We start from the raw sequence: 19505 nt of genomic DNA on the forward strand, positions 1-19505 counted from the left end.
CCTCCCCCAGGGTTCCGGGATGGAAGGCGCCGCCCCTCGGCGAACTCGTGGAGCTATCGCAGGGTCAGGTTCCAGGCGTTGATGTACCCGGTGTCACCGGAGTACACGTCCTGGACCCGCAGCTTCCACGTGCCCGCCGCGATCTCGGACGAGGCGTTGACCGTGTAGGTCGCCACCACGTTGTCGGCACTGTCCGAAGAGGACGAGTTCTTCAGCCGGTAGGCGGTGCCGTCCGGCGCGATCAGGTCGATCACCAGGTCACCGCGGTAGGTGTGGACGATGTCCACGCCGACCTTGGTGGTCGAGGACGCGTTGCCCGTCACCGTGGAGCTGATCGAGGACGTGACGGTGCCGCGGTCGACGATCGCCACGTCCGTCGTGTTCTCCAGGCCGCCCGGGGCCGGGGTGGTGTCCACGGCGTTCACGGTCTTCGTGGCGTCGGCGAGGCCCGCGCCGCAGCCGCCCGAGCAGGTGCCGGGCAAGGTGCGGGCGTTGGTCTTGATCAGGTCCTTGACCTGGGCCGGCGTCAGCGACGGCTTCTTGGCGACCAGCAGTGCCGCGAGGCCCGCGACGTGCGGGGCGGCCATCGACGTGCCCTGGTAGGGCTTGTAGTTCTCCGCGCCGGGGACGGTGGCGCCGGCGTTGAGCGTCGACCAGATGCCGTTCTGCGGCGTGGTGATGGTGCCGGGGGTGTCGGTGCCGCGACGGGTTTCTCCGCCGGGCGCCGCGATGTCGATCCGGCTGCCGTAGTTCGAGTAGAACGCCTTGTTGCCCTCACGCGAGGAGGCCGCGACGGTGATGACACCGTTGCAGTTGGCCGGGGTGAAGTTCGCGACGTTCATGTTCGAGTTGCCGGCCGCGACGACGACCGTGCTGCCGCGGTTGATGGCACCGTTGATGGCGTTCTGGTAGGTCGTCGAGCAGGAGGACTGGCCGCCCAGCGACATGTTGATGACCTTGGCGGGCGTCTGGTTCGCGGGGACACCGAACACCGTGCCGCCGGACGCCCAGGTGATCGCGTCGGCGATGTCCGAGGTGGCGCCACCGCACTTCGCGAGGACGCGCAGGGGCTGGATCTTGGCGTCGTAGGCGATGCCGGCGATGCCCTTGCTGTTGTTCGTGGCCGCGGCGATGGTGCCGGCCACGTGCGTGCCGTGCCAGGACGAGCTCTGGTCGGCGGGCGGAACCGGCTGGCCGTTGATGTCGGTGCCGCACTCACCGCGCGCGACCCAGTCGCCCTCGTCGGCCGGGTTCGAGTCACGGCCGTTGTTGTCGCGGGCGCGCGCCGAGTCCGAGACGAAGTCGTACCCCGCGACGACCTTGCTGGACAGGTCGCTGTGTGCGACGTAGCCGGTGTCGATGACCGCGACGGTCACGCCCGCGCCGGTGGTGCTGGACCACGCGCCGGGCACGTTCATGCCCGCGGTGGCCTCGAACAGGTCCCACTGCCGGGAGTACTCGGTGTCGTTCGGGTCGGCGAACGGCTGCATCAGCAGGTCCGGCTCGACGTAGGCGACCTTCGGGTCGTTCTTGAAGGCCTGGATCGCCGAATCGGCGTTCGTGGTCTTCGAGCCGAGGTCGACGACGACCGCGCCACTCGCCGTGCGGCGGTGGAGGGTCTTGCCCTTCTTGCGGGCGTCGTCCGAGGCAGCGGTGTCGGACGAGGCTTCGGCGGTGCCGGGCTTGTAGCCGACGATCAGCCGCTCGAACGGGCGGTTCACCTGGGTCGAGTCCGGCTGGGACTGGATCTGTGATGGAGCGGCGTTGACTGGCGAGACAACGCTGAGCACGGCGGCGGAAACTGCCGCGGCGCACACACTCGTGCGTCGCAATCCGTTCACGTGAGGTCCTTCCACGCAGGGCCTCCGCGTGCCGTTGAGGGCGTCAGGGTTCTGAACCGGCTGCGGAGGTGACGAGGACCGTAAGTCGGGTCACACCTGCGAAAACAGGTCTAGCGGAGTCCGAATGGCGACACTGGCGTGTTCACGACAGGGGCACTGCTCTGAATGGCGCACAATATGGCCGTGTTCGAACACTTGGGCGTCTCCCCGGAGCTGTCGGCCGTCTACGAGCTCCTGGTGACGGGAGGCAGCCGCACCACCGAGGAGATCGGCGTCGCGGCCCCGGTGCTGGCACGGATGCGGGAGCTCGGCCTGGTCCGGCACCTGCCGGGAGACGTGTGGCAGGCGGTCGCGCCGGACCTCGCGGTGGAGGCGCTGATCGCCGCGCGGGAGGAGGCGAACCGCCGGGCCCGCGCGGACATCGCCCCGTTGATGGAGCTCTACCTGCGCAACCGCGACGAGGAGCTGGCCGACAACGCGTTCGTCGAGGTGATCTCCGGTGGGGGCGCGGTCCGCGAGCTGTGGCACACCCTGCTGCGCGGCGCCCGCGACGAGGTCTGCGTGCTCGACCAGCCGCCGTACATCACGCCGCTGGGCCAGCACGTCGCGCTGGAGGACGAGACCCGCGAACGGGACGTGCAGTGGCGGGTCGTCTACGACCGGTCCGCTGTGGACCTTCCCGGCCGGGTCACGGAGATCATCGAACTGGTCGCCGCCGGGGAACGTGCCCGCGTCACGCCGACGCTGCCGTTCAAGCTCGCGGTGATCGACACGCACGCGGCGGTGCTGCCCGTCGTGAACGGTGGCGTGGTCGACAAGGTCCTGCTGATCCGGCCGTCGGCGTTGCTGGACGTGCTGCGCTCGACGTTCGAGCTGTACTGGGACAAGGGGATCCCGTTCAGCCCCGGCGGGATCTACGCGGCGGCGGCCGACGTGGACCCGAGCCTGCTGGGACTGCTCGCGGCGGGGCTGACCGACGAGTCGATCGCGCGGCAGCTGGGGCTCGCGCCGCGGACCGTGCAGCGGCGGGTGCGGCAGCTGATGGACCGGTGCGGCGCGCAGACCCGGTTCCAGGCCGGGGTGCAGGCCATGCGGCGAGGATGGTTGTAGCGACGCAACCTTGGTGATCTTGCCGCGTCTCACTCTGTGCAAGCAGGTACTCACCAGGGGGAAAGAATGCGCATGCGCAAGGTGATGGCGGCTGCCCTGACGGGCCTCGCGCTCGTCGGTCTCGCGGGCACGGCTTCCGCGTCGGCGTCCACGGACCTCACGTGGCCGCCGAAGGACATCACGCCGGTCCACAAGACCAAGGCGGAGCTGCAGGAACAGGCGGACGGGTTCTCCGCACGCCAGGAGCGGACGTTCCCGCGGATCTTCCGCGGCGCGCAGAACGTCGAGCCGGGTGCCTGGGGCGGCGAGGCCGAGGGCGTGTTCGACGGCATGCAGTACATGGGCAACCTGACCAGGCTGACCTACCAGGGTCAGGACGTGTCGGTGTACACGCAGGTGAACGCGCCCGGCCACTACACGGAGTCGCCGAAGCAGCTCTGCGAGCGGGACAAGTGCACCGGCACGGTCAGCGACCGCCGGGGCGGCGTGATCGTCTTCACGGAGCTGGAGCAGTTCGGCATCAGGGCGGCGACGAACTTCCGCCCGAACGGTGAGGTGGTCTGGGCGCAGAGCTGGACGCCCGACACCGAGGCGCAGCTGGCTGTCGTGGCCGCCGACCGCGCCTACACGTTCACCAGGTAGTACCGGGAGCGGGCGCTTCCGGTCATGGAGTCACCGGAAGCGCCCGCTCGATCAACTGGCGACCTTGCGCGCGGCCACCAGCTGCCCGTCCGCGAAGCCCTCGACGCGCACCTCCCGCCCGGTCGCGGTCAACGTCGCGGTGTGCGCGCCGTCGGTCACGTCCAGCGAGGTGGCGGGGCGGCCGTCCACGTAGACGTCCACCCGGTCGAGGTTCACGGTGTCCAGCGAGACGGTCGTGCCGGCGACCGCCACTCCCAGCCTGCGCACGGGCTGCTCCTTCAGGAGCTCTCCCGCTCGCGCGAGCAGGTCCACGTTGCCCTGCAACAGGTCCGCGCGCGTCAGCTTGTGCTGGTGCGTCGGACGCACGCCCAGGTCCTCCACCGGCGTGCCGGCGAGCTTGCCGACGCGCAACGTGCGGCGGATCGACACGCGCATGTTCGCCTTGTTGGGCAATGCCTTGTACGGCGACTCGGTGTCGCCCGGCGCCGGGATCTTGAGCAGCGTCATCAAAAGTCCGTGCGTCCACACGTTCGCGCCGCCCGCACCGGTGTTGTCGTCCACGCCGAGGATCGGGCCCAGGTCGTGGTCGGCCCAGCCCGCGGCGAAGATGTCGGTGGCCGAGTAGCAGCGCGCGTCGGTGATCAGCACGACCGGGCCGTGGTAGGTCTGGCCCACGGCGTTCGCGCCCTCGACCGGCGTGATGGTGTGGGAGCAGGAGAACGCCTGGCCGGTCTCCGTCGAGGAGTCGAGCGACGGGAACCACGGGCCGAGGTCGATCTGGCCGGTCGGGTCCTCCGCGTGCCGGCGGCAGATCCGCAAATTCAGCGGCGTGCTCAGGAACTGCACGGGTTCCGGGTCGATGCGCCGGGGCGTCATCGTCTGCAACAGGAACTCCGAGGCGAAGATGTGGCCGCCGCCGTTGTCCCGCACGTCGACGATGAGTCCGTTCTGCGGCAACAGGTTCGCCAGCCGGACGAACTCGGCGAGGAACGCGTCCGGGTCGTCGACGCTGAACGTGAAGATCCGCAGGTGCCCGAACGTGCCGGACGGCGTGGTCACCGGACGCGCGCGGAACACGCCGGGCATCGTCGTCGCGACGTCCTGCTCGGCCATGGCGATCGCGCCGCCGACGGCTTCGGCCTGCACGACTTTGGGGGCGTGCAACAACTTCTTGGCGCGGGCCTTCTCGTCGGAGTCCAGGTCGACGCCCTGCGCGGCCGCGGCGGGTGAGAGCGAGTCGACGTCGGTCATCGGCGGCAGGTTCTCCGTCACCTGCCAGTCGACGCGGAGGTCCTGCGGACCCGCGGCACCGCGATACGTGACGACCACCCAGTCCTCGTCGGGCGGGAGCTGGATCACCAAGGGGCGCAACGTGAGCGACTCGAGGCCGCGGGAGAGGTTCGCGGCGGTGTTGCTGCCGGCGAAGACCGCGCCGTTCAACGCGACCGCGCGGGCGATCGGCGTGCCGTTCCAGTGCGTCACCTCCGCGCCGACCTCGATGCCGTCGAAACCGGTGACGGTGCGGGCGACGAGGTACTGCTCGGTGCCGTCCGCGGCGAAGCAGCGCTCCAGCTGGAACGGCAGGAACGCGATCTTGCCCGCGAACGGCGCGGGCAGCAGGTAGTTCGTGTGCAGGTCGCGCACCGAGTGGAAGGTGCTCGACAGTTCGCGGTGGAACTGCCACTCGGGCTCGGCCGTGGCGTCGGTCTGCCGTTCGAGTCTGGCCCTGAGGACCCTGAGTCTTTGCACGGGGTTCACCGCGTGCATGGCGACTTTCAGAGGCAGATGCGCGTAGTTCTGTTCCAGCAGGATGAGCGCCTGGTCGACGATGAGCTTGCGCTGCGCCAAGGTGAGCGTGCCCGCGGTGGCCAGGAACTCGGCGAGTCCAACGGAGTTTGCGACGTTCGGGTGAGCGGTTGCGGTCATGGTGGTGCCTCCTTGCCAAGTAGAGGCTCTCCAGGGCGCCTGGATACACCTTTTTCACCCGTTCGGCCGCTAACTGGAGCAGTTCTCGGGACGACAACTGGAGTAAAAGGGGGAGGCAGACGATGAGTCAACGCGTCCTGGAGCTGCGCATCCACGGGGTGAACAACACACCCCCGAGCGCGATGCTGGCGCTTCCCGAGCACGCCGTCGAGCAGTTCCGCGGTGACCGGTTCGGCAGCTTCTGGCGGCCGAAGCCGGACAAACTCGCCGACCTGCCACCGGATCACCCCGGAGAGGTGCCCGCGACCGTGCGGCGCGAGGCGTACTCGTGGGGTGGCATGGCGCGCAGCAGCCCCGGCGTGCCGGGCAGCGGGGTGCCATCGGTGCTCGCGAACGTGCTGGGGCGCATCGGATGGGCGTTGCTGCTGCCGTTCGGGCTGGCGAACGTCGCCTACTGGTCCCGCAAACTGCCGGACGACTCGGTTCCGACGACGAAGCGCATGGTGTGGTGGAACGCCGGGCGCGGCGCCGCCTCCACCCGGTTGTTCGGGCTCGGGCTGACGGTGTTGCTGGTGCTCGCGGTGTGCGAGGTGGCGATCGGCCTCTACGCGATCCAGTGTTCGCTGCCCGGCACCACGTGCAGGCGGCTGCCGGACTTCCTGGACGTGCTGGGCGATCCGCCGCGGCACGTCCGGGTGCTCGCCGCGTCCGCCGTGCCGGTGTTGCTGCTGCTCGGGTTGATGGCGCTGACGTCGTTGTCCCGCAGCAGGTACGAGATGACGTCGATGCGCCGTGAGCCCGTCCGGCGGCCCGGTGTGCTGCTCAGCCGGTCGTCGATGTGGGAGGGCAGCCCGCGGATCCGCCGGCTCACCCGGCTGCACCTCGCCGCCGGGTGTTGCGTCGTCGTGCTCGCGACGAGCACACAGCAGTTGCAGCACGCGTTCTTCCTGGTACTCACCGTGCTCGCCGGCGCCGTTCTGGCGGTCGTGACGGGCAGGGTGGTCGTGACGGCGACGGACTGCCCCGACGTGCCGTCGACCGAGAAGGGCGGCCTGTGGTCGTGGCTGCTGATGATCTCGGCCGTGCTCGTGCTGGTAGCGCACGGGTTCGGGCTGTACGCGCTCGAACCGGACTTCACCGGGCCGCTGGCGCTGACGACGTGGGGGCCGCCGGTCGTCACGGTGGCGTTGCTCGGGTCCGTGCTGGCCGCGTGGTCGTGGCGGCGCAACGACGCCAAGGGGCCACTGGTCCTGCTCGTGCTGTTCGTCGCGTTCATGGCGGCCACGTACTGGTTCTCGCTCGCCTGGATCGGTGCCGCGGTCGTCGGCGGGGTGCTCGCGTGGCGGGCCCGGCCGCGCGCCGGTGACCAGTGGCAGGCCTGGCGCGGCGCCGGACCCGGTGTGCTGCTGGGGTTGTCGCTGACCACGTCGGTGATGTTGTCCTCCGTGCTGGTGCTGACGTTCCGCGGCTGGGTCGGCACGGGGTTGCGGGCGCCGTCGTTCTACTCGTGGTTCAGCGCCGCCTTCGCCGTCGCACTGGCTCCGTTGGTGTTGCTGCTGATCACGCAGGCTCTCGTGTTGTTGTCGCGGCTGGCCAGACCCGCGGTGCTCGACGACGAGGCCGCGGTGCTCGTCGTGCGGATGCGGCACGTGGTGGCCGTGACGCACCGGGCCGAGAACGTGGCCGGAGTGCTGTCGACGTCGGGCGTGCTCGCCCTGTTGCTGACCTGCTACCTGACGTTCGACACGCCGTCGTGGTCGCGGTGGTCCGGTGTCGCGTCGGTGGTGGGCAAGGGCGACTGGGTCACCGGGCTCGCCGGCATCGCGGTGATCGGGTCGTTCGTCGGCGCCGGGATGCTGACCAACCGCCGGCCGCTCGGGCTGCTGTGGGACCTCATGTGCTTCCTGCCGCGCACAGCGCACCCGTTCGCGCCGCCGTGCTACGCCGAGCGCGCGGTCCCGGAGATCGCCGACAGGACCCGTGAGTTCCTGGACGCCTCACCGCAGAACCGCGTCGTGCTGTCCGCGCACAGCCTGGGCGCCGTGCTGGCGGTGGCGGCGCTGTACGCGTTGCCGGACGGGTATCTCAAGCGCGTGCAGCTGCTGACGTACGGGGTGCAGCTACGGCCGTACTTCGGGCGGATCTTCCCCGAACTGCTCGGCCCGGCCGTGCTCGGAACGCCGGAGGTCCAGGCGGGCGCGATGTTCTCGTGCGACCCGTGGCGGCGAGCCCCCGGAACCGTGCCGGATCGCGGGCTCGTCCCGCTCATGGGGAATAACTGGATCAACCTGTGGCGCCGGACCGACTACCTCGGTTTTCCCGTGCACGGCTGGGCACCGAACCCGCTCGACCGTCGTGCCGGTGAGACGAACGGGTCGCCGGACAAGGTGGAGACGCACAGCGACTACCACCTGTGCGCGGCCTACCGCGAGGCGTTCACCGACCTCGTCTCGCGTGATCTGAGCCAGTAGTCACCCGATCGTGGACAAGGAGGGGGTGGGAACCTGGGACGCAGTCGACTCAAGGAGAGACATGCGCACGACTGTGGCGACCCTCGTGGGTGCCGTCCTGCTCGCCGGAGGCGCGACCGCCTGCTCGAACGAGGCACCGACCTCCTCGACCTCCTCCCAGACGTCCTCCGCGGCGCCGACCACCCCAGCCGTCACCCTTCTGGCGGAGAGCGGCGTGGCGGCACCCGCGGCCTCCGGTGAGCAGCCGAAGGGCATCACCTACGACGTCCAGCGGATCCCGGTGGGCGCGAAGCTCTCCACCGGCACCTCCGTCGCGAATGGACAGACGACGGTGGAGCTGAAGGTGTCCGGCCTGCTGCCGGACACGAAGTACGGCTCGCACGTGCACACGAAACCGTGCGGCGCAAAGCCCGCCGACTCGGGCCCGCACTACCAGAACTCCAAGGACCCGGTGTCACCGAGCGTCGACCCGGCGTACGCCAACGCGGAGAACGAGATCTGGCTCGACTTCACCACCGACGCCCAGGGCGCCGCGACCGCCACGGCGACGGTGAAGTGGGAGTTCCGTGACGGCGAGGCGAACTCGGTCGTCGTGCACGCCTCGCACACCAGCACCGAGCACGGCAAGGCGGGCACGGCCGGTGACCGCCTCGCGTGCCTCACGGCGCAGTTCTGATTCGGTGCGGTTCTAGACGGGCCAGGTCAGGGCCACACCTCCGGCGAGGTGTGGCCCCGGCACCGGTTCCAGCACCGCCGCGCGGACCAGGTTGAGCACCTCGTGGCGGGGCCCGGCGCGGCGGACCAGCCCGCGCACGCTCAACTCGCGCAGGAGCCGGTCCTGCCCGCCGTCGTCCCCCTCGGCCAACCGGACCAGCGGCGCACGCCCGCCGTCGCCCCGCCCGGCCACCCGCACCCGCAGCCCGCGCCCGCCGTCGCCACCCTCGGCCATTCGCGTCCGCAGCCCGCAGCCCGCGTCGTTCCCCTCGGCCATCCGCGCCAGCGGTGCACGCCTGCCGTCATCACCCCCGGCCATCCGCGCCCGCAGCCCGCGCCCGCCATCGTCACCCCCGGCCATCCGCACCAGCAGCGCGCGCCCATCCTCGTCCAATGTGGACAGCGAGCGGCGCAGCGAGTCGCGCAGGTGCGCCGACGTCGGGTCGAGCGGGTTGCTCCGCAGCCGTTCCAGCAGGTGTTGCGGCGAGTAGACCATGAACCACCCGGCGGCGAACTCCAGCGCCGACGGAAGGCCGTCCAGTTCGTGCACGAGGCCCACCAGCGCGGCCTGGTTCGCGGGTTCGGCACGGAAGGCGGGGCGCACCCGGTGCACGTGCGTGAGGAGCAACCGCACGGCGGCGTCGTCCGCCAGCGCGCCGAGCGGGAACAGGTGCTCGCCGGGCAGTCCCGCCGGCGCCAGGGCCGTGACGACGATCCGCAGGCGCGGGTGGCGTTCCAGCAGGCCGGGGTCTGGCCGGCGGTCGGTGACGAGGACGGTGTCCTGGTCGTCGTCGATCGACGGGCTCGGCGCGGGGTGCCACAGTACCGACCAGCCGTGCCGGAAGTGCAGCTCTCCTGCCACCTCCAGGGCGAGGCGGGTCTTGCCGGCCCCGCTGACGCCCGTGACCGTGACCAGCCGCCGGTCGGTCCGCTCCAGCAGCAGCCCGGTCAGCGCCGCGGCCTCCGCCGCACGTCCCACGATCACCCCGGCGGGTCCGCTCGGCGCTGGTGGCGCCAGCGCCGGCCGCCCTCCGGTGCGCCCGCCGGCCTGCCGCAGGTCCGCGCGGCTGCCCTCGTCCAGGCGTAGCCCGTCCGCGAGCAGCCGCACCGTCTCCGCGCGCGGCGACCGCGTCCGGCCGCACTCCAGGTCGCGGATGGCCCGCACGCTCACCATCGCGAAGTCGGCCAGCTGCTGCTGCGTGAGTCCCGCGCCGATGCGGTGCGTGCGCAGTAGTTCTCCGAACTCCCTCATGTTCGTTCCCCTCCTCGGGCCTCTGAGTCTCGGTCCGATCGAGCGGCGAAACATGGGTGGCGCTCCCCCATATTCACGTCCCGGCGCAAATCTGGGGGGTTGGTCCCCATGTGCTCCGTGCCCGCGCGTGCGAGGTTGACCGGCGTGACCTCAGCGGCCGGGACCAGCACCGGCGAGAGCTGGACAGCGGCCTTCGCCCACGCGTTGCGCCCGCTGATCGACGCCTCCCGCACGGAGGTGGTGCCGCCGTTCGACGCGCCGTTCGCCGAGCAGCTCGGCCGGCGGCTGGTCGGCATCGCGGCGCGCACGCTCGTGATGGAGCTGCACGCCGTGCGCGGCACGCTGACCGGCGCGACCAGCGCCGAGCGGTTCGTCGAGTTCACCCGCACGCTGAACCTCTCCAGCCTCTTCCAGCGCTACCCGGTGCTCGCGCGGCTGCTCGCGCAGGCCTGTGAACAGGCCGTCTCCACGCACCACGAGCTGTCGTCGCGGTTCACGCGCGACCGCGGGACGATCGTCCGGACGATCTTCGAGGGCGTGGATCCGGGTGCGCTGGTCTCGATCGACATGGGGCAGGGGGACGCGCACCAGCAGGGGCGGACGGTGGCCGTCCTGACCTTCGAGTCCGGGGCGAGGCTCGTCTACCGGCCGCGACCGGTCGGGTTGCACGTGCGGTTCACCGACCAGCTGCACTGGCTTTCCGCGCGCACCGGAATCGGCTTCCGGGCACCGAGGCTGCTCCCCCGCGACGGTTACGGGTGGCTCGAACACATCAGCCACGTGCCGTGCGCGGACGTGGCCGGGGTCGCCGAGTTCTACCGGCGGCTCGGGGCGCTGCTGGCGCTGCTCTACGCGGTCGACGGCACGGACATGCACTACGAGAACCTGATCGCGTGCGGCGACCAGCCGGTGCTCGTGGACGTCGAGACGCTCTTCCACCCGACGCCGGCCCTGGACACCGACCCGGCCGCGCTGGCCCTCGTGCGCTCGGTGCACCGCACGGCCCTGCTCCCCCACGTGCTGCTGGGCGACAACGGGGTCGCGGACGTGTCGGGCGTCGGAGGCGATCACGGCGTGCTGTCGCCGCTGGACGTCGTCGACTGGGCCGACGCCGGCACCGACCGGATGCGGCTCGTCCGGCGTCCACACGCGTCGTCCGGGGCGCTCAACAGGCCGTTGCTGGGCGGGGCTCCGGCCGAGCCCGCCGACTACCAGGACTCGTTGCTCGCGGGTTTCCGCGCGGGGTACGACGCGATCGTGGCGCATCGGGACGAACTGCTGCGGCTCGTCCGGGCGTGCGCCGGCGAAGAGGTGCGGTTCGTGGCGCGCGCGACGCGTCAGTACGCGCGGTTGCTCGACGAGACGACCCATCCGTCCGTGCTGGCCGACGCGCTGGACCGCGATCTGGCGTTCGGCGTGCTGGTGGCCGACGACCCGCTGCTCGACCGGCTGGTGCCGTTCGAGGTCTCCGACCTGTGGCGCGGTGACGTGCCGCTGTTCACGTGCCGGCCGGGATCGACCGACCTGTGGACCGCGTCCGGGCTCCGGCTGCCGGGGATGCTGCCGGAGCCCGGACTGCACGCGGTGACGCGCAAGATCACCGCGATGAACGAGGTCGACCGGCACGACCAGCAGTGGGTGATCGAGGCCCTGCTGGCGTCGCGGCCGCGGCCGGTGTCGCACCACAGCGGCGACCCGGTGCCGGGCCACGTCGCCCCGGTCGACCCCGACCCGGCCCGGTTGCTGGTCGCCGCGTGCGGGATCGCGGACCAGATCCTCGCGCACGCGGTGACCGGGAAGGACCGCGTCAACTGGCTCGGGCTCGAACTGGTCGACGACCGGCACTGGACGGTCCAGCCGCTCGGTGCCGGTCTGTCCAACGGCTACACGGGTGTGGCGCTGTTCCTCGCGGAACTGGGGGCGCTGACCGGTGCGGCGCGGTACGTCGACTTCGCCCGCGACGCCCTGCGGCCGTTGCCGTCGTTGCTGGAGATGTTCGCCGCGGAACCGGAGCTCGTCGAGGCGGTCGGCGGCGGAGTCCACGGTCTCGGCGGCATCTGCTACGGGCTGGCGCGACTCACTCCGCTGCTCGGTCTGGACAGTGCGCTGCTCTCCCAGGCCGTGTCACTGATGCCGCGCGAGGAACGTTCGCTCACCGTCGCGGACGGCGTCGCCGGGTCGCTGGCCGCGATGCTCGCCGTGAACACGCCTGATTCACTCGCGCTGGCCGACCACTACGCAGCTCTGCTACGTGGCGCGATTTGCCGGGCGAATGGGTTCGCCCGCGGCCATTCGGGAATCGGATGGGCGCTCCGGCGTTACGCGGCAACGGCTCGCGACGAGTTATCGGATGTGGCCGCACGAACGTTCCTGGAGAACGACGCCATCGACCCGGCCGACACCGGCTGGTGCTCGGGTCTGGCCGGTGCCGCGCTCGCCCGTGACGACGAGCGCCTCGCCGGTGTGCTGGCGACCAGAGAACCGTTGCGGGACATGAGTCTCTGCCACGGCGAGCTGGGCGTCGTCGAAGCGCTGGCCGCTCACCACCCCAGCGCCGCGGCCCGTCGCACGGCATTGTTGCTCGGAGCACTGGACGAACACGGCGCGCGTTGCGCCACGCCGGGCGGAGTTCCGTCACCCGGCCTGTTCACGGGCCTGGCCGGCATCGGTCACGGCCTGCTGCGCCAAGGGTTCCCGGTGCCGTCAGTCCTGCTGCTGCAACCTTCGCCCGACACAGAGGAGTGCACTCGATGAACGAGTCCCTGCACCGCACGACCGCCCAGCCCGAGCCCGCCGAGGACGCCATCGGGGAGATGGAGCTCGCGCCGAAGACCTTCGCGGGTGCGCGCGCACGGGCGTTGATGGGCTTGACACTCGCGACGAGCGCCTTCGTGGCGATCACACCGACTCTGGCGAGCACCACTGTCAGCGTCAAGTAGGAACTTCCACGCCGAATACGCCTGGGCAGCCGATACGGAGACCCGCACGGGAACGTTAGGGTCCAGACATGCGAACCCGAGCACCCCACGTGGTCGGCCGCGATCGCGAGGTCGCGGCCATCACGGGGGCACTCGCCAGGACGCGTGACTCCCGCGGTGGGGCCGTCTTCCTGACCGGTGAGGCGGGGATCGGCAAGTCGAGGCTCGCCCGGTACGCGGCGGGCCAGGCGTACGACGAGGGCATGCGAGTGCTCAAGGGTCGCGGCACGACGATCGGGCCGATGGTGCCGTTCCGCCCGCTCGCGGAGGCACTTCTGGGGCTGTTCCGCGGCGATCCGCCGGACGACTCGGCGCTCGGGCCCTACAAACCCGTGCTGGGCACGCTGATCCCGGAGTGGCACGACCACCGGTCCACGACGGAGTCGGTCGTCGTGCTGGCGGAGGCGGTGCTCAGGCTGCTCGCGTCCGTCGCGCGCAAGACGCCGTGCCTGCTGGTCCTCGACGACCTGCACGAGGCCGACGCCGAGACGCTCGCGGTCATCGAGTACCTCGCGGACAACCTGGAGGACCAACCGGTTCTGCTGGTCGCCACGATCCGCACCGAGCCCGGCAACGCCCTGGAGCTGGTGCACCGGATCGTGCAGCGCGGATCCGCCGGTCTGCTGGAGCTGCACCGCCTGTCACACGACGAGGTCGGGCAGATGACGGCCTCCTGCCTGGAGAGCGCGCTGGTCCCGGCCGAACTGGTCGATCGCTTGTGGACGGACAGCGCCGGAAATCCGTTCGTCGTCGAGGAACTGTTGCACGGCATGGTGAGCAGCGGTCTGCTCGTGGCCGGAGCGTTCGGCTGGCAGGTGGTGGGCGAGCTGAAGCTGCCGGTGCCGGCGGCGTTCGTGCGCAGCGTCGCGCACCGCACGGACAGGCTGGGGCCGCAGGGCCGTGAGGTGCTGTCCATCGCGGCGGTGCTGGGCCACCGGTTCCCGCTCTCGGTGGTGCAGAAGGTGACCGGCACCGACGACCGCCGGCTGCTCAGCCACCTGCACGCGGGCGTGGCCGCGCAGCTCGTGACACCGGACGAGCCCGCGCCGGACTGGTACGCGTTCCGCCACCCGCTGACCGCGGACGCGTTGCTGGCCCAGCTGACCCCGGCCGAACGCGCGGACCTGTCGCAGCGCACGGCCGACGCGGTCGAGGCCCTGCATCCGGGTCTGCCCGGCGACTGGTGCCCGCTGGTCGCGAAGCTGCGGTTCGACGCCGGCTGCCCCACGCAGGCAGGTCTCCTGTTCGCCGAGGCGGGCAAACGGGCGCTGTCGAGCGGTGCGGCGGGATCGGCCGTCACGTTGCTCGACCGCGCGCAACAGCTGCTCTCCACCGAAGTCACCGCGCGGGCGGACGTCCTGGACACGCTCCTGCCCGCGCTGGCGGAGACGGGCGACTTCGACCGCGCCTTCGCCCTGGACGTCGCCGATCTCCCCGGCCTGGACGGCCCGCGGCGCGCGAAGCTCCACACGCGACTGTCGCGCGTCGCCTACCTCGCCGGGTGGTTCACCGAAGGCGTGGAACAGGTGCGCATCGCCCGGACGTTGCTCGGGCCGGACGCGCCCGACGAGCTGACCGCCCCGCTGGACGTGAACTCGGCCTACCTCACGCTGAACATCCCGAGCGCGGACCGGATCTCGTCGGCGGCGGACCTCGCCAGGCAGGCCGCTCTGGCCGCGGACCGCGCGCGGCTGCCGACGGTGGCGTGCGAGGCGTGGCAGCTGCTCGGGATCATCGCGCGGGAGCAGGACATCGACGAGGCCAACACGTGCTTCGGCAAGGCCCTCGCGCTCGCGGACACGCACCGGATGCCGATCCAGCACATCTACGCGCTGGTTCGGCTGGCGGGCAACGACTGGCTGGAGCACGGCAGCACCGCCGCCCTGGACCGCACGCACGCCGAGGCCTGCCGGGCGGGCGCGATCACGGTGGCGCACAACGTGGACGCGATCCTGGCGTTGCAGTCGGTGCTCACCGGCGACTACGCGGTGGCGGCCGAGCGGATCGACAGGTGCCTGGAGACGACCGCGCGGCTGCGGTTCCACGCGCTGACCCGCTACCTGTTGATGGCGAAGGCGACCCTCGCCGCGCACCGCGGTCAGCGCGCCGAGACCGACGACGCCGTCGAGAGGTTCGAGTCGGTCGCGAAGAGCGGCGCGCAGGAGTACCCGCTGTGCATCGGGCTCGCCCGCGCGTTCTGCGCGCTGCTCGAGGAGGACCACGCGCTGGCGGAGTCGGAGCTCGACCGCGCGCTCGCGCTGGAGTCGCAGAACCCCACGACGTTCCACCTCTCCGGCACGCACGGCCTGCGCGTGCTGCTCGGCGTGCTCGACGGCCGCTTCGGCTGGCCCGACTTCCACGCGCAGACCACGCCCTCGGCCGCCGCGATGCGATGGAACCGGCAGTTCGCCTCGCTGGCGCACGCCGTCCTCCTCGGCCGCGACGGCCGTCACGCCGAGGCCGCGGAGGCCTTCCACCGCGCGCAGGAGGCCGCGGCGCTGTACCCGCTGGCCCGCCACCTGGGTCTGCGGCTGGTCGCGCCACAGGCCGCCGGGTGGGGCGATCCGGTGTCCTGGCTGCGGTCGGCCGAGGAGTACTTCCACCAGGCCGGGATCCCGGCGGTGGCCTCGGCGTGCCGCGGCCTGCTCAGGCAGGCCGGGGCGCCCGTGCAGCAACGCCGCAGCGGCACGGACCAGGTGCCGCGGCAGTTGCGCGGGCACGGCGTCACGGTCCGGGAGTTCGAGGTGTTCGTGCTGCTGGCGGACCGGATGGGCAACAAGGCCATCGGCACCCGCCTGCACATCTCGCCGCGCACGGTGGAGAAGCACGTCGCCTCGCTCATCGCCAAGACGGGTCAGCCCGACCGGGAGTCCCTCTCCGCGTACGCCGCCGCGCTCAGCCGCTGACGCTCACGCTTCATCCGCGCCTCCAGCTGATGCCGCCTGCCGCCGGCCAAAGCCTCCCGAGCGGCGCGCTCCACCTCCCGGAACACCTCGTAGTAGGTGTCGTCGTACAGCTCGACGATCTCGAAGGTCCACTTCCCCGGCAGCACGTTCCTGCCGAGCACGTCCCGTTGCACCCGGTCGGCGTGCTCGTGGTGGCCCGCCTCGCGCAGTCCCGAGATCACCTCGTCGAGCATGAAGTCCGCGTGGCCGGTGAGCTGGTGGAACGAGTAAAGATGGCCGCGGGCCCGTTCGATGGTCTCCAGCGCCTCGCTGAGCTTGCCGAGGGCCTGGATCGTCTGGTCGTCCATGCCGGAACGAATACCCCGCACGCGTTTGCGCATGCCTCCGCCGGGTAGCCGCAGTCCGACCATGTTCACGACCAAACCTCGAGGTGAGTTCGATGGTCGATACCGCTACCCGCACGAAGGTCCAACAGGCCGCGTTAGCCGTCGCGGCGGTGTTCACGCTGGTCGGCGTGCTCGGTTTCATCCCGGGCGTCACCACCGACTACGACCGGATGACTTTCGCCGGGCACGAGTCCGGTGCCATGCTGCTCGGCATCTTCATGGTCTCGATCCTGCACAACATCGTGCACCTGCTGTTCGGTGTCGCCGGTTTCCTGATGGCGCGCACGGCGGCGGGCGCGCGGGCGTACCTGATCGGCGGCGGCGCGATCTACCTCGTGCTGTGGCTGTACGGGCTGGTGATCGACAAGACGAGCGGCGCGAACTTCGTGCCGCTCAACACCGCTGACGACTGGCTGCACTTCGTGCTCGGTCTCGGCATGATCGGACTGGGAGTCGCGCTTGGCAAGCGGGCCGCAGTGCGCTGACACCGTTGGCGTAGAAGAAGAGTTCCTGCTCGTCGACACGGCGTCCGGCCGCACCGCGGTGCGGGCGGACGCCGTGCTGGCGCGCGTCCAGGACACGGAGCTGACCAAGTTCCACGCCGAGCTCGCGGGCACGCAGGTCGAGGCGGCCACGGGTCCGTGCACCTCGGTCTCCGATCTGGGTGACGCCCTGCGGCAGGCCAGGACGACGCTCGCGAAGGCGGCGGACGAGGTGCGGCTCGGGCTGCTGTCGCGCGGTACTCCGCCGAAACCGTCGAAGCAGCCGATCGTCAGCCACGACAACCCCCGGTTCCGGCGCGTCCTCGACACCTACGCCGGAGTCGTCGAGCACTACGAGGCCTGCGGCTGCCACGTCCACGTGGGGGTGCCGGACCGCGAGACGGGTGTCCGCGTGCTGAACCACGTGCGGCCCTGGCTGCCGACGCTGCTCGCCCTGTCCGCGAACTCGCCGGACAACGGTTACGCGAGCTGGCGGATGGTGCAGCAGTCCCGCTTCCCCGGCTCCGGGGTGCCACCGGTGCTCGCGAACGCGGCGGACTACGACGCCCGCGTCGCGCGGATGGTCTCGTGCGGGACGCTCGTGGACCGCGCCCAGTCGTTCTGGCTGGCCCGGCTGTCGCCGAAGCTCCCCACGGTGGAGTTCCGGGTCGCCGACGCGGCGGCCACCGTCGAGGACGCGGTGCTGCAGGCGGCCCTGTCGCGCGCTCTCGTCCACACGGCGTGCCTGGGCGCTGAGACACGCCCGGTGCGTGACGACGTGTGCGCGGCGGCCGTCTGGGCGGCTTCCCGGTACGGACTGGACGGTGCCGGGGTCGATCCGTGGCGGGAGTGCCGGGTTCCCGCGACGGCGTTGCTCGACGCGCTGCTGGAGCACGTGACGCCGGCGCTGGAGGCGCGCGGCGAGCTCACACTCGTGCATGACCTGGTCGAACGGCGGGTATGACACCGTGGTGAAGCTTCCCTCGCCCCGCGGGCCACTGTCCGAGGCCGTTGCCGACGCCCTGAGCGGCGAGCCCGGCCGGCCGATCCCGTTCGCCAGCGCCGACGCGTTCGGCGAGGACCTGACCATCGCCCTGCACATCATGTACGAGCTGCACTACGGCGGTTTCGACGGCGTGGACCCGGCCTGGGAGTGGGATCCGGACCTGCTCCGGCTCCGCGCCCAGGCCGAGGCGGCGTTCCTCGGCCGCCTTCGGTCCGAAGTGAAGGGCGGGGACGATCTCGACGGCGAGCTGGACGCGTTGCTGGTCGAGCACGTCCCCGGCAGCGGCGTCTCGCACCACCTGCGGGACGACGGGACCTGGGACGAGATGCGCGAGTACTTCGCGCACAGGTCGGTGTACCACCACAAGGAAGCGGACCCGCACGCGTGGGTGATCCCGAGGCTGCGCGGCCGGGCGAAGGCCGCGCTGGTCGCGGTGGAGTTCGACGAGTTCGGTGGCGGCAGGGCCGACCGGATGCACTCGCGCCTCTACGCCGATCTGCTCGACGGCGCCGGGATGTCCTCGGACTACCTGGCCTACCTGGACGACGTGCCCGCGCCGGCCATCGCGATCGTGAACATGATGTCGCTGTTCGGCCTGCACCGGTCGTTGCGCGGCGCGCTGGTCGGGCACTTCGCCGCCGCCGAGATCACCACCGCGCCGAGCGCACAACGCATGGCGCAGGCGTTGCAGCGCCTGGAAGCCGATCCGCGCTGCGTCGAGTTCTTCACCGAGCACGTCGAAGCCGATGCCGTGCACGAGCAGATCATGCGTCGTGACGTCATCGGCTCATTGATGGAGCAGGAACCCGAGCTCAGGGCGGACGTGGTGTTCGGCATCCAGGCCACCGAACTGCTGGAGCGGCGGCTGGCGGATCACCTGCTTTCTTCCTGGCGGTCCGGGGAGACGTCGCTGCGCACGCGCCTGCGGTGGCTGGTGTCGCAGAACGGATAGCGCTTGCTGCGGCGGCAGGCGCACACCGCGACCACGAACCGGTCGCTGGTGTGCGTCTCGCCGTCCTCGGTGACCAGGTCGACCGGTCCCTCAACCAGCACCGGCCCGTTCGGTACCACCGTCACCCTGCGGGCGTTCTGGCCGGTCACCCCGGATCACCACCAGTTCCTCGTGTCGCTGGCCCGCGTCGATCAGGCCGTGCTGTTCCAGAAACCCGATCCTGCCGCGCATGACCGGTCCGAACGGGACCGACCGGCGTTGCACGACCGCCGCCTTCAGGCCGCAGTCCCGCAGCTGCTTCAGCGTCGTGGCCACACCGCACAGTGCCGAGTGGACCATCAGCAGCACACCGCCCGGCACCAGGAGATCGAACACCTTGGCGCACAACGGGTCCAGTAGCTGGCGGCCGTCGAGGCCCGCGTCCCACGCCCTGGCCGGTCCCGTGGCGGCGCAAACGCTCGCCGCGGGCACATAGGGCGGGTTCGAGAGCACCAGGTCGAAGCTCTCGTCCGCGACGACGTCCAGCGCGTTGCCGAGCCTGACGCGCAACGGCATCCGGCGCAGGGCGGCGTTGACGCGCGCGGTCCACACCGCACGCCGGGAAACATCCACACCGGTCACCTCGGCGGCGCCCGCCCGGATCGCCGCGATGGCGAGTGCTCCGGTACCGGTGCCGATGTCGAGCACGCGGCCACCCGGTGGGATCGCCGCCGCGTGCAGCGCTTCGACCAGAAGCGCAGTGTCGTCCTGAGGCGTGTACACGCCTGGTGCTCTGAGCAGCCTCACCATCGTGGAATCCCCCACCGGAAGACCTTGAAACACCGTGTTTTCGAGGGGGT

At 71.1% G+C, this 19505-nt stretch carries 16 protein-coding genes; 10 read left to right on the forward strand and 6 right to left on the reverse strand.

What is annotated here, in order from left to right; translation table 11 throughout:
* Positions 1 to 53 precede the first annotated feature (53 nt).
* Positions 54 to 1841 carry a S8 family serine peptidase gene (locus ACRSBM_RS24010; RefSeq protein ID WP_434446208.1) on the reverse strand — a complete coding sequence of 596 codons (1788 nt, stop codon included), beginning with the start codon at positions 1839 to 1841 and terminating at the stop codon, positions 54 to 56.
* A gap of 183 nt (positions 1842 to 2024) precedes the next feature.
* Here ACRSBM_RS24010 and ACRSBM_RS24015 point away from each other — a divergent pair, with 183 nt between their 5' ends.
* On the forward strand, positions 2025 to 2951 hold the full coding sequence (locus ACRSBM_RS24015) for a LuxR C-terminal-related transcriptional regulator (protein WP_434446210.1): 927 nt from the start codon (positions 2025 to 2027) through the stop codon (positions 2949 to 2951).
* 66 nt (positions 2952 to 3017) lie between these two features.
* Entirely contained in the window at positions 3018 to 3593 is a 576-nt protein-coding gene (locus tag ACRSBM_RS24020; RefSeq protein ID WP_434446212.1) for a hypothetical protein, read from the forward strand.
* A gap of 51 nt (positions 3594 to 3644) precedes the next feature.
* On the opposite strand, the gene ACRSBM_RS24025 is transcribed toward ACRSBM_RS24020, so the two are convergent.
* On the reverse strand, positions 3645 to 5519 hold the full coding sequence (locus tag ACRSBM_RS24025; RefSeq protein ID WP_434446213.1) for a S41 family peptidase: 1875 nt from the start codon (positions 5517 to 5519) through the stop codon (positions 3645 to 3647).
* Positions 5520 to 5641: 122 nt separating this feature from the next.
* Here ACRSBM_RS24025 and ACRSBM_RS24030 point away from each other — a divergent pair, with 122 nt between their 5' ends.
* Together ACRSBM_RS24030 and ACRSBM_RS24035 are read left to right on the forward strand one after the other, a co-directional pair.
* Positions 5642 to 7990 carry a hypothetical protein gene (locus ACRSBM_RS24030; protein ID WP_434446215.1) on the forward strand — a complete coding sequence of 783 codons (2349 nt, stop codon included), beginning with the start codon at positions 5642 to 5644 and terminating at the stop codon, positions 7988 to 7990.
* A gap of 61 nt (positions 7991 to 8051) precedes the next feature.
* A complete protein-coding gene (locus tag ACRSBM_RS24035) occupies positions 8052 to 8666 on the forward strand; it encodes a superoxide dismutase family protein (protein WP_434446217.1) in 615 nt (204 codons plus the stop codon).
* 12 nt (positions 8667 to 8678) lie between these two features.
* Here the strand turns inward: ACRSBM_RS24035 and ACRSBM_RS24040 are convergent, their stop codons facing one another.
* Positions 8679 to 9956: a helix-turn-helix domain-containing protein gene (locus tag ACRSBM_RS24040; protein WP_434446219.1), complete on the reverse strand. Its 1278-nt coding sequence runs from the start codon at positions 9954 to 9956 to the stop codon at positions 8679 to 8681.
* Between the two features lie 144 nt (positions 9957 to 10100).
* Between ACRSBM_RS24040 and ACRSBM_RS24045 the strand changes: the two genes are divergently transcribed.
* The 3 genes from ACRSBM_RS24045 (at position 10101) to ACRSBM_RS24055 (ending at position 15840) form a co-directional block, all read left to right on the forward strand.
* Positions 10101 to 12710 carry a type 2 lanthipeptide synthetase LanM family protein gene (locus ACRSBM_RS24045; protein WP_434446221.1) on the forward strand — a complete coding sequence of 870 codons (2610 nt, stop codon included), beginning with the start codon at positions 10101 to 10103 and terminating at the stop codon, positions 12708 to 12710.
* A complete protein-coding gene (locus tag ACRSBM_RS24050; protein ID WP_434446222.1) occupies positions 12707 to 12895 on the forward strand; it encodes a hypothetical protein in 189 nt (62 codons plus the stop codon). The genes ACRSBM_RS24045 and ACRSBM_RS24050 overlap by 4 nt, the downstream gene beginning before the upstream one ends.
* A 68-nt stretch (positions 12896 to 12963) precedes the next feature.
* Positions 12964 to 15840: an AAA family ATPase gene (locus ACRSBM_RS24055; protein ID WP_434446224.1), complete on the forward strand. Its 2877-nt coding sequence runs from the start codon at positions 12964 to 12966 to the stop codon at positions 15838 to 15840.
* On the opposite strand, the gene ACRSBM_RS24060 is transcribed toward ACRSBM_RS24055, so the two are convergent.
* Positions 15789 to 16250 carry a hypothetical protein gene (locus ACRSBM_RS24060; RefSeq protein WP_434453199.1) on the reverse strand — a complete coding sequence of 154 codons (462 nt, stop codon included), beginning with the start codon at positions 16248 to 16250 and terminating at the stop codon, positions 15789 to 15791. The two genes, ACRSBM_RS24055 and ACRSBM_RS24060, sit on opposite strands and share 52 nt — an antisense overlap.
* A 29-nt stretch (positions 16251 to 16279) precedes the next feature.
* On the opposite strand from ACRSBM_RS24060, the gene ACRSBM_RS24065 reads away from it, so the two are divergent.
* The 3 genes from ACRSBM_RS24065 to ACRSBM_RS24075 are packed head-to-tail and all read left to right on the forward strand — an operon-like array spanning position 16280 to position 18666.
* On the forward strand, positions 16280 to 16711 hold the full coding sequence (locus tag ACRSBM_RS24065) for a DUF4383 domain-containing protein (protein ID WP_434446227.1): 432 nt from the start codon (positions 16280 to 16282) through the stop codon (positions 16709 to 16711).
* Positions 16686 to 17672, forward strand: a complete 987-nt coding sequence (locus ACRSBM_RS24070) for a carboxylate-amine ligase (protein ID WP_434446229.1) — start codon at positions 16686 to 16688, stop codon at positions 17670 to 17672. Before ACRSBM_RS24065 ends, ACRSBM_RS24070 begins: the two co-directional genes overlap by 26 nt.
* Positions 17647 to 18666 carry an iron-containing redox enzyme family protein gene (locus ACRSBM_RS24075; RefSeq protein WP_434446231.1) on the forward strand — a complete coding sequence of 340 codons (1020 nt, stop codon included), beginning with the start codon at positions 17647 to 17649 and terminating at the stop codon, positions 18664 to 18666. Before ACRSBM_RS24070 ends, ACRSBM_RS24075 begins: the two co-directional genes overlap by 26 nt.
* On the opposite strand, the gene ACRSBM_RS24080 is transcribed toward ACRSBM_RS24075, so the two are convergent.
* Both ACRSBM_RS24080 and ACRSBM_RS24085 read right to left on the reverse strand, forming a co-directional pair.
* On the reverse strand, positions 18588 to 18815 hold the full coding sequence (locus tag ACRSBM_RS24080) for a CDGSH iron-sulfur domain-containing protein (RefSeq protein WP_434446233.1): 228 nt from the start codon (positions 18813 to 18815) through the stop codon (positions 18588 to 18590). The two genes, ACRSBM_RS24075 and ACRSBM_RS24080, sit on opposite strands and share 79 nt — an antisense overlap.
* On the reverse strand, positions 18757 to 19455 hold the full coding sequence (locus ACRSBM_RS24085) for a HemK2/MTQ2 family protein methyltransferase (RefSeq protein ID WP_434453200.1): 699 nt from the start codon (positions 19453 to 19455) through the stop codon (positions 18757 to 18759). Before ACRSBM_RS24085 ends, ACRSBM_RS24080 begins: the two co-directional genes overlap by 59 nt.
* Positions 19456 to 19505 lie beyond the last annotated feature (50 nt).

It is taken from the genome of Lentzea xerophila, assembly GCF_051094245.1.
Lineage (GTDB): Bacteria > Actinomycetota > Actinomycetes > Mycobacteriales > Pseudonocardiaceae > Lentzea > Lentzea xerophila.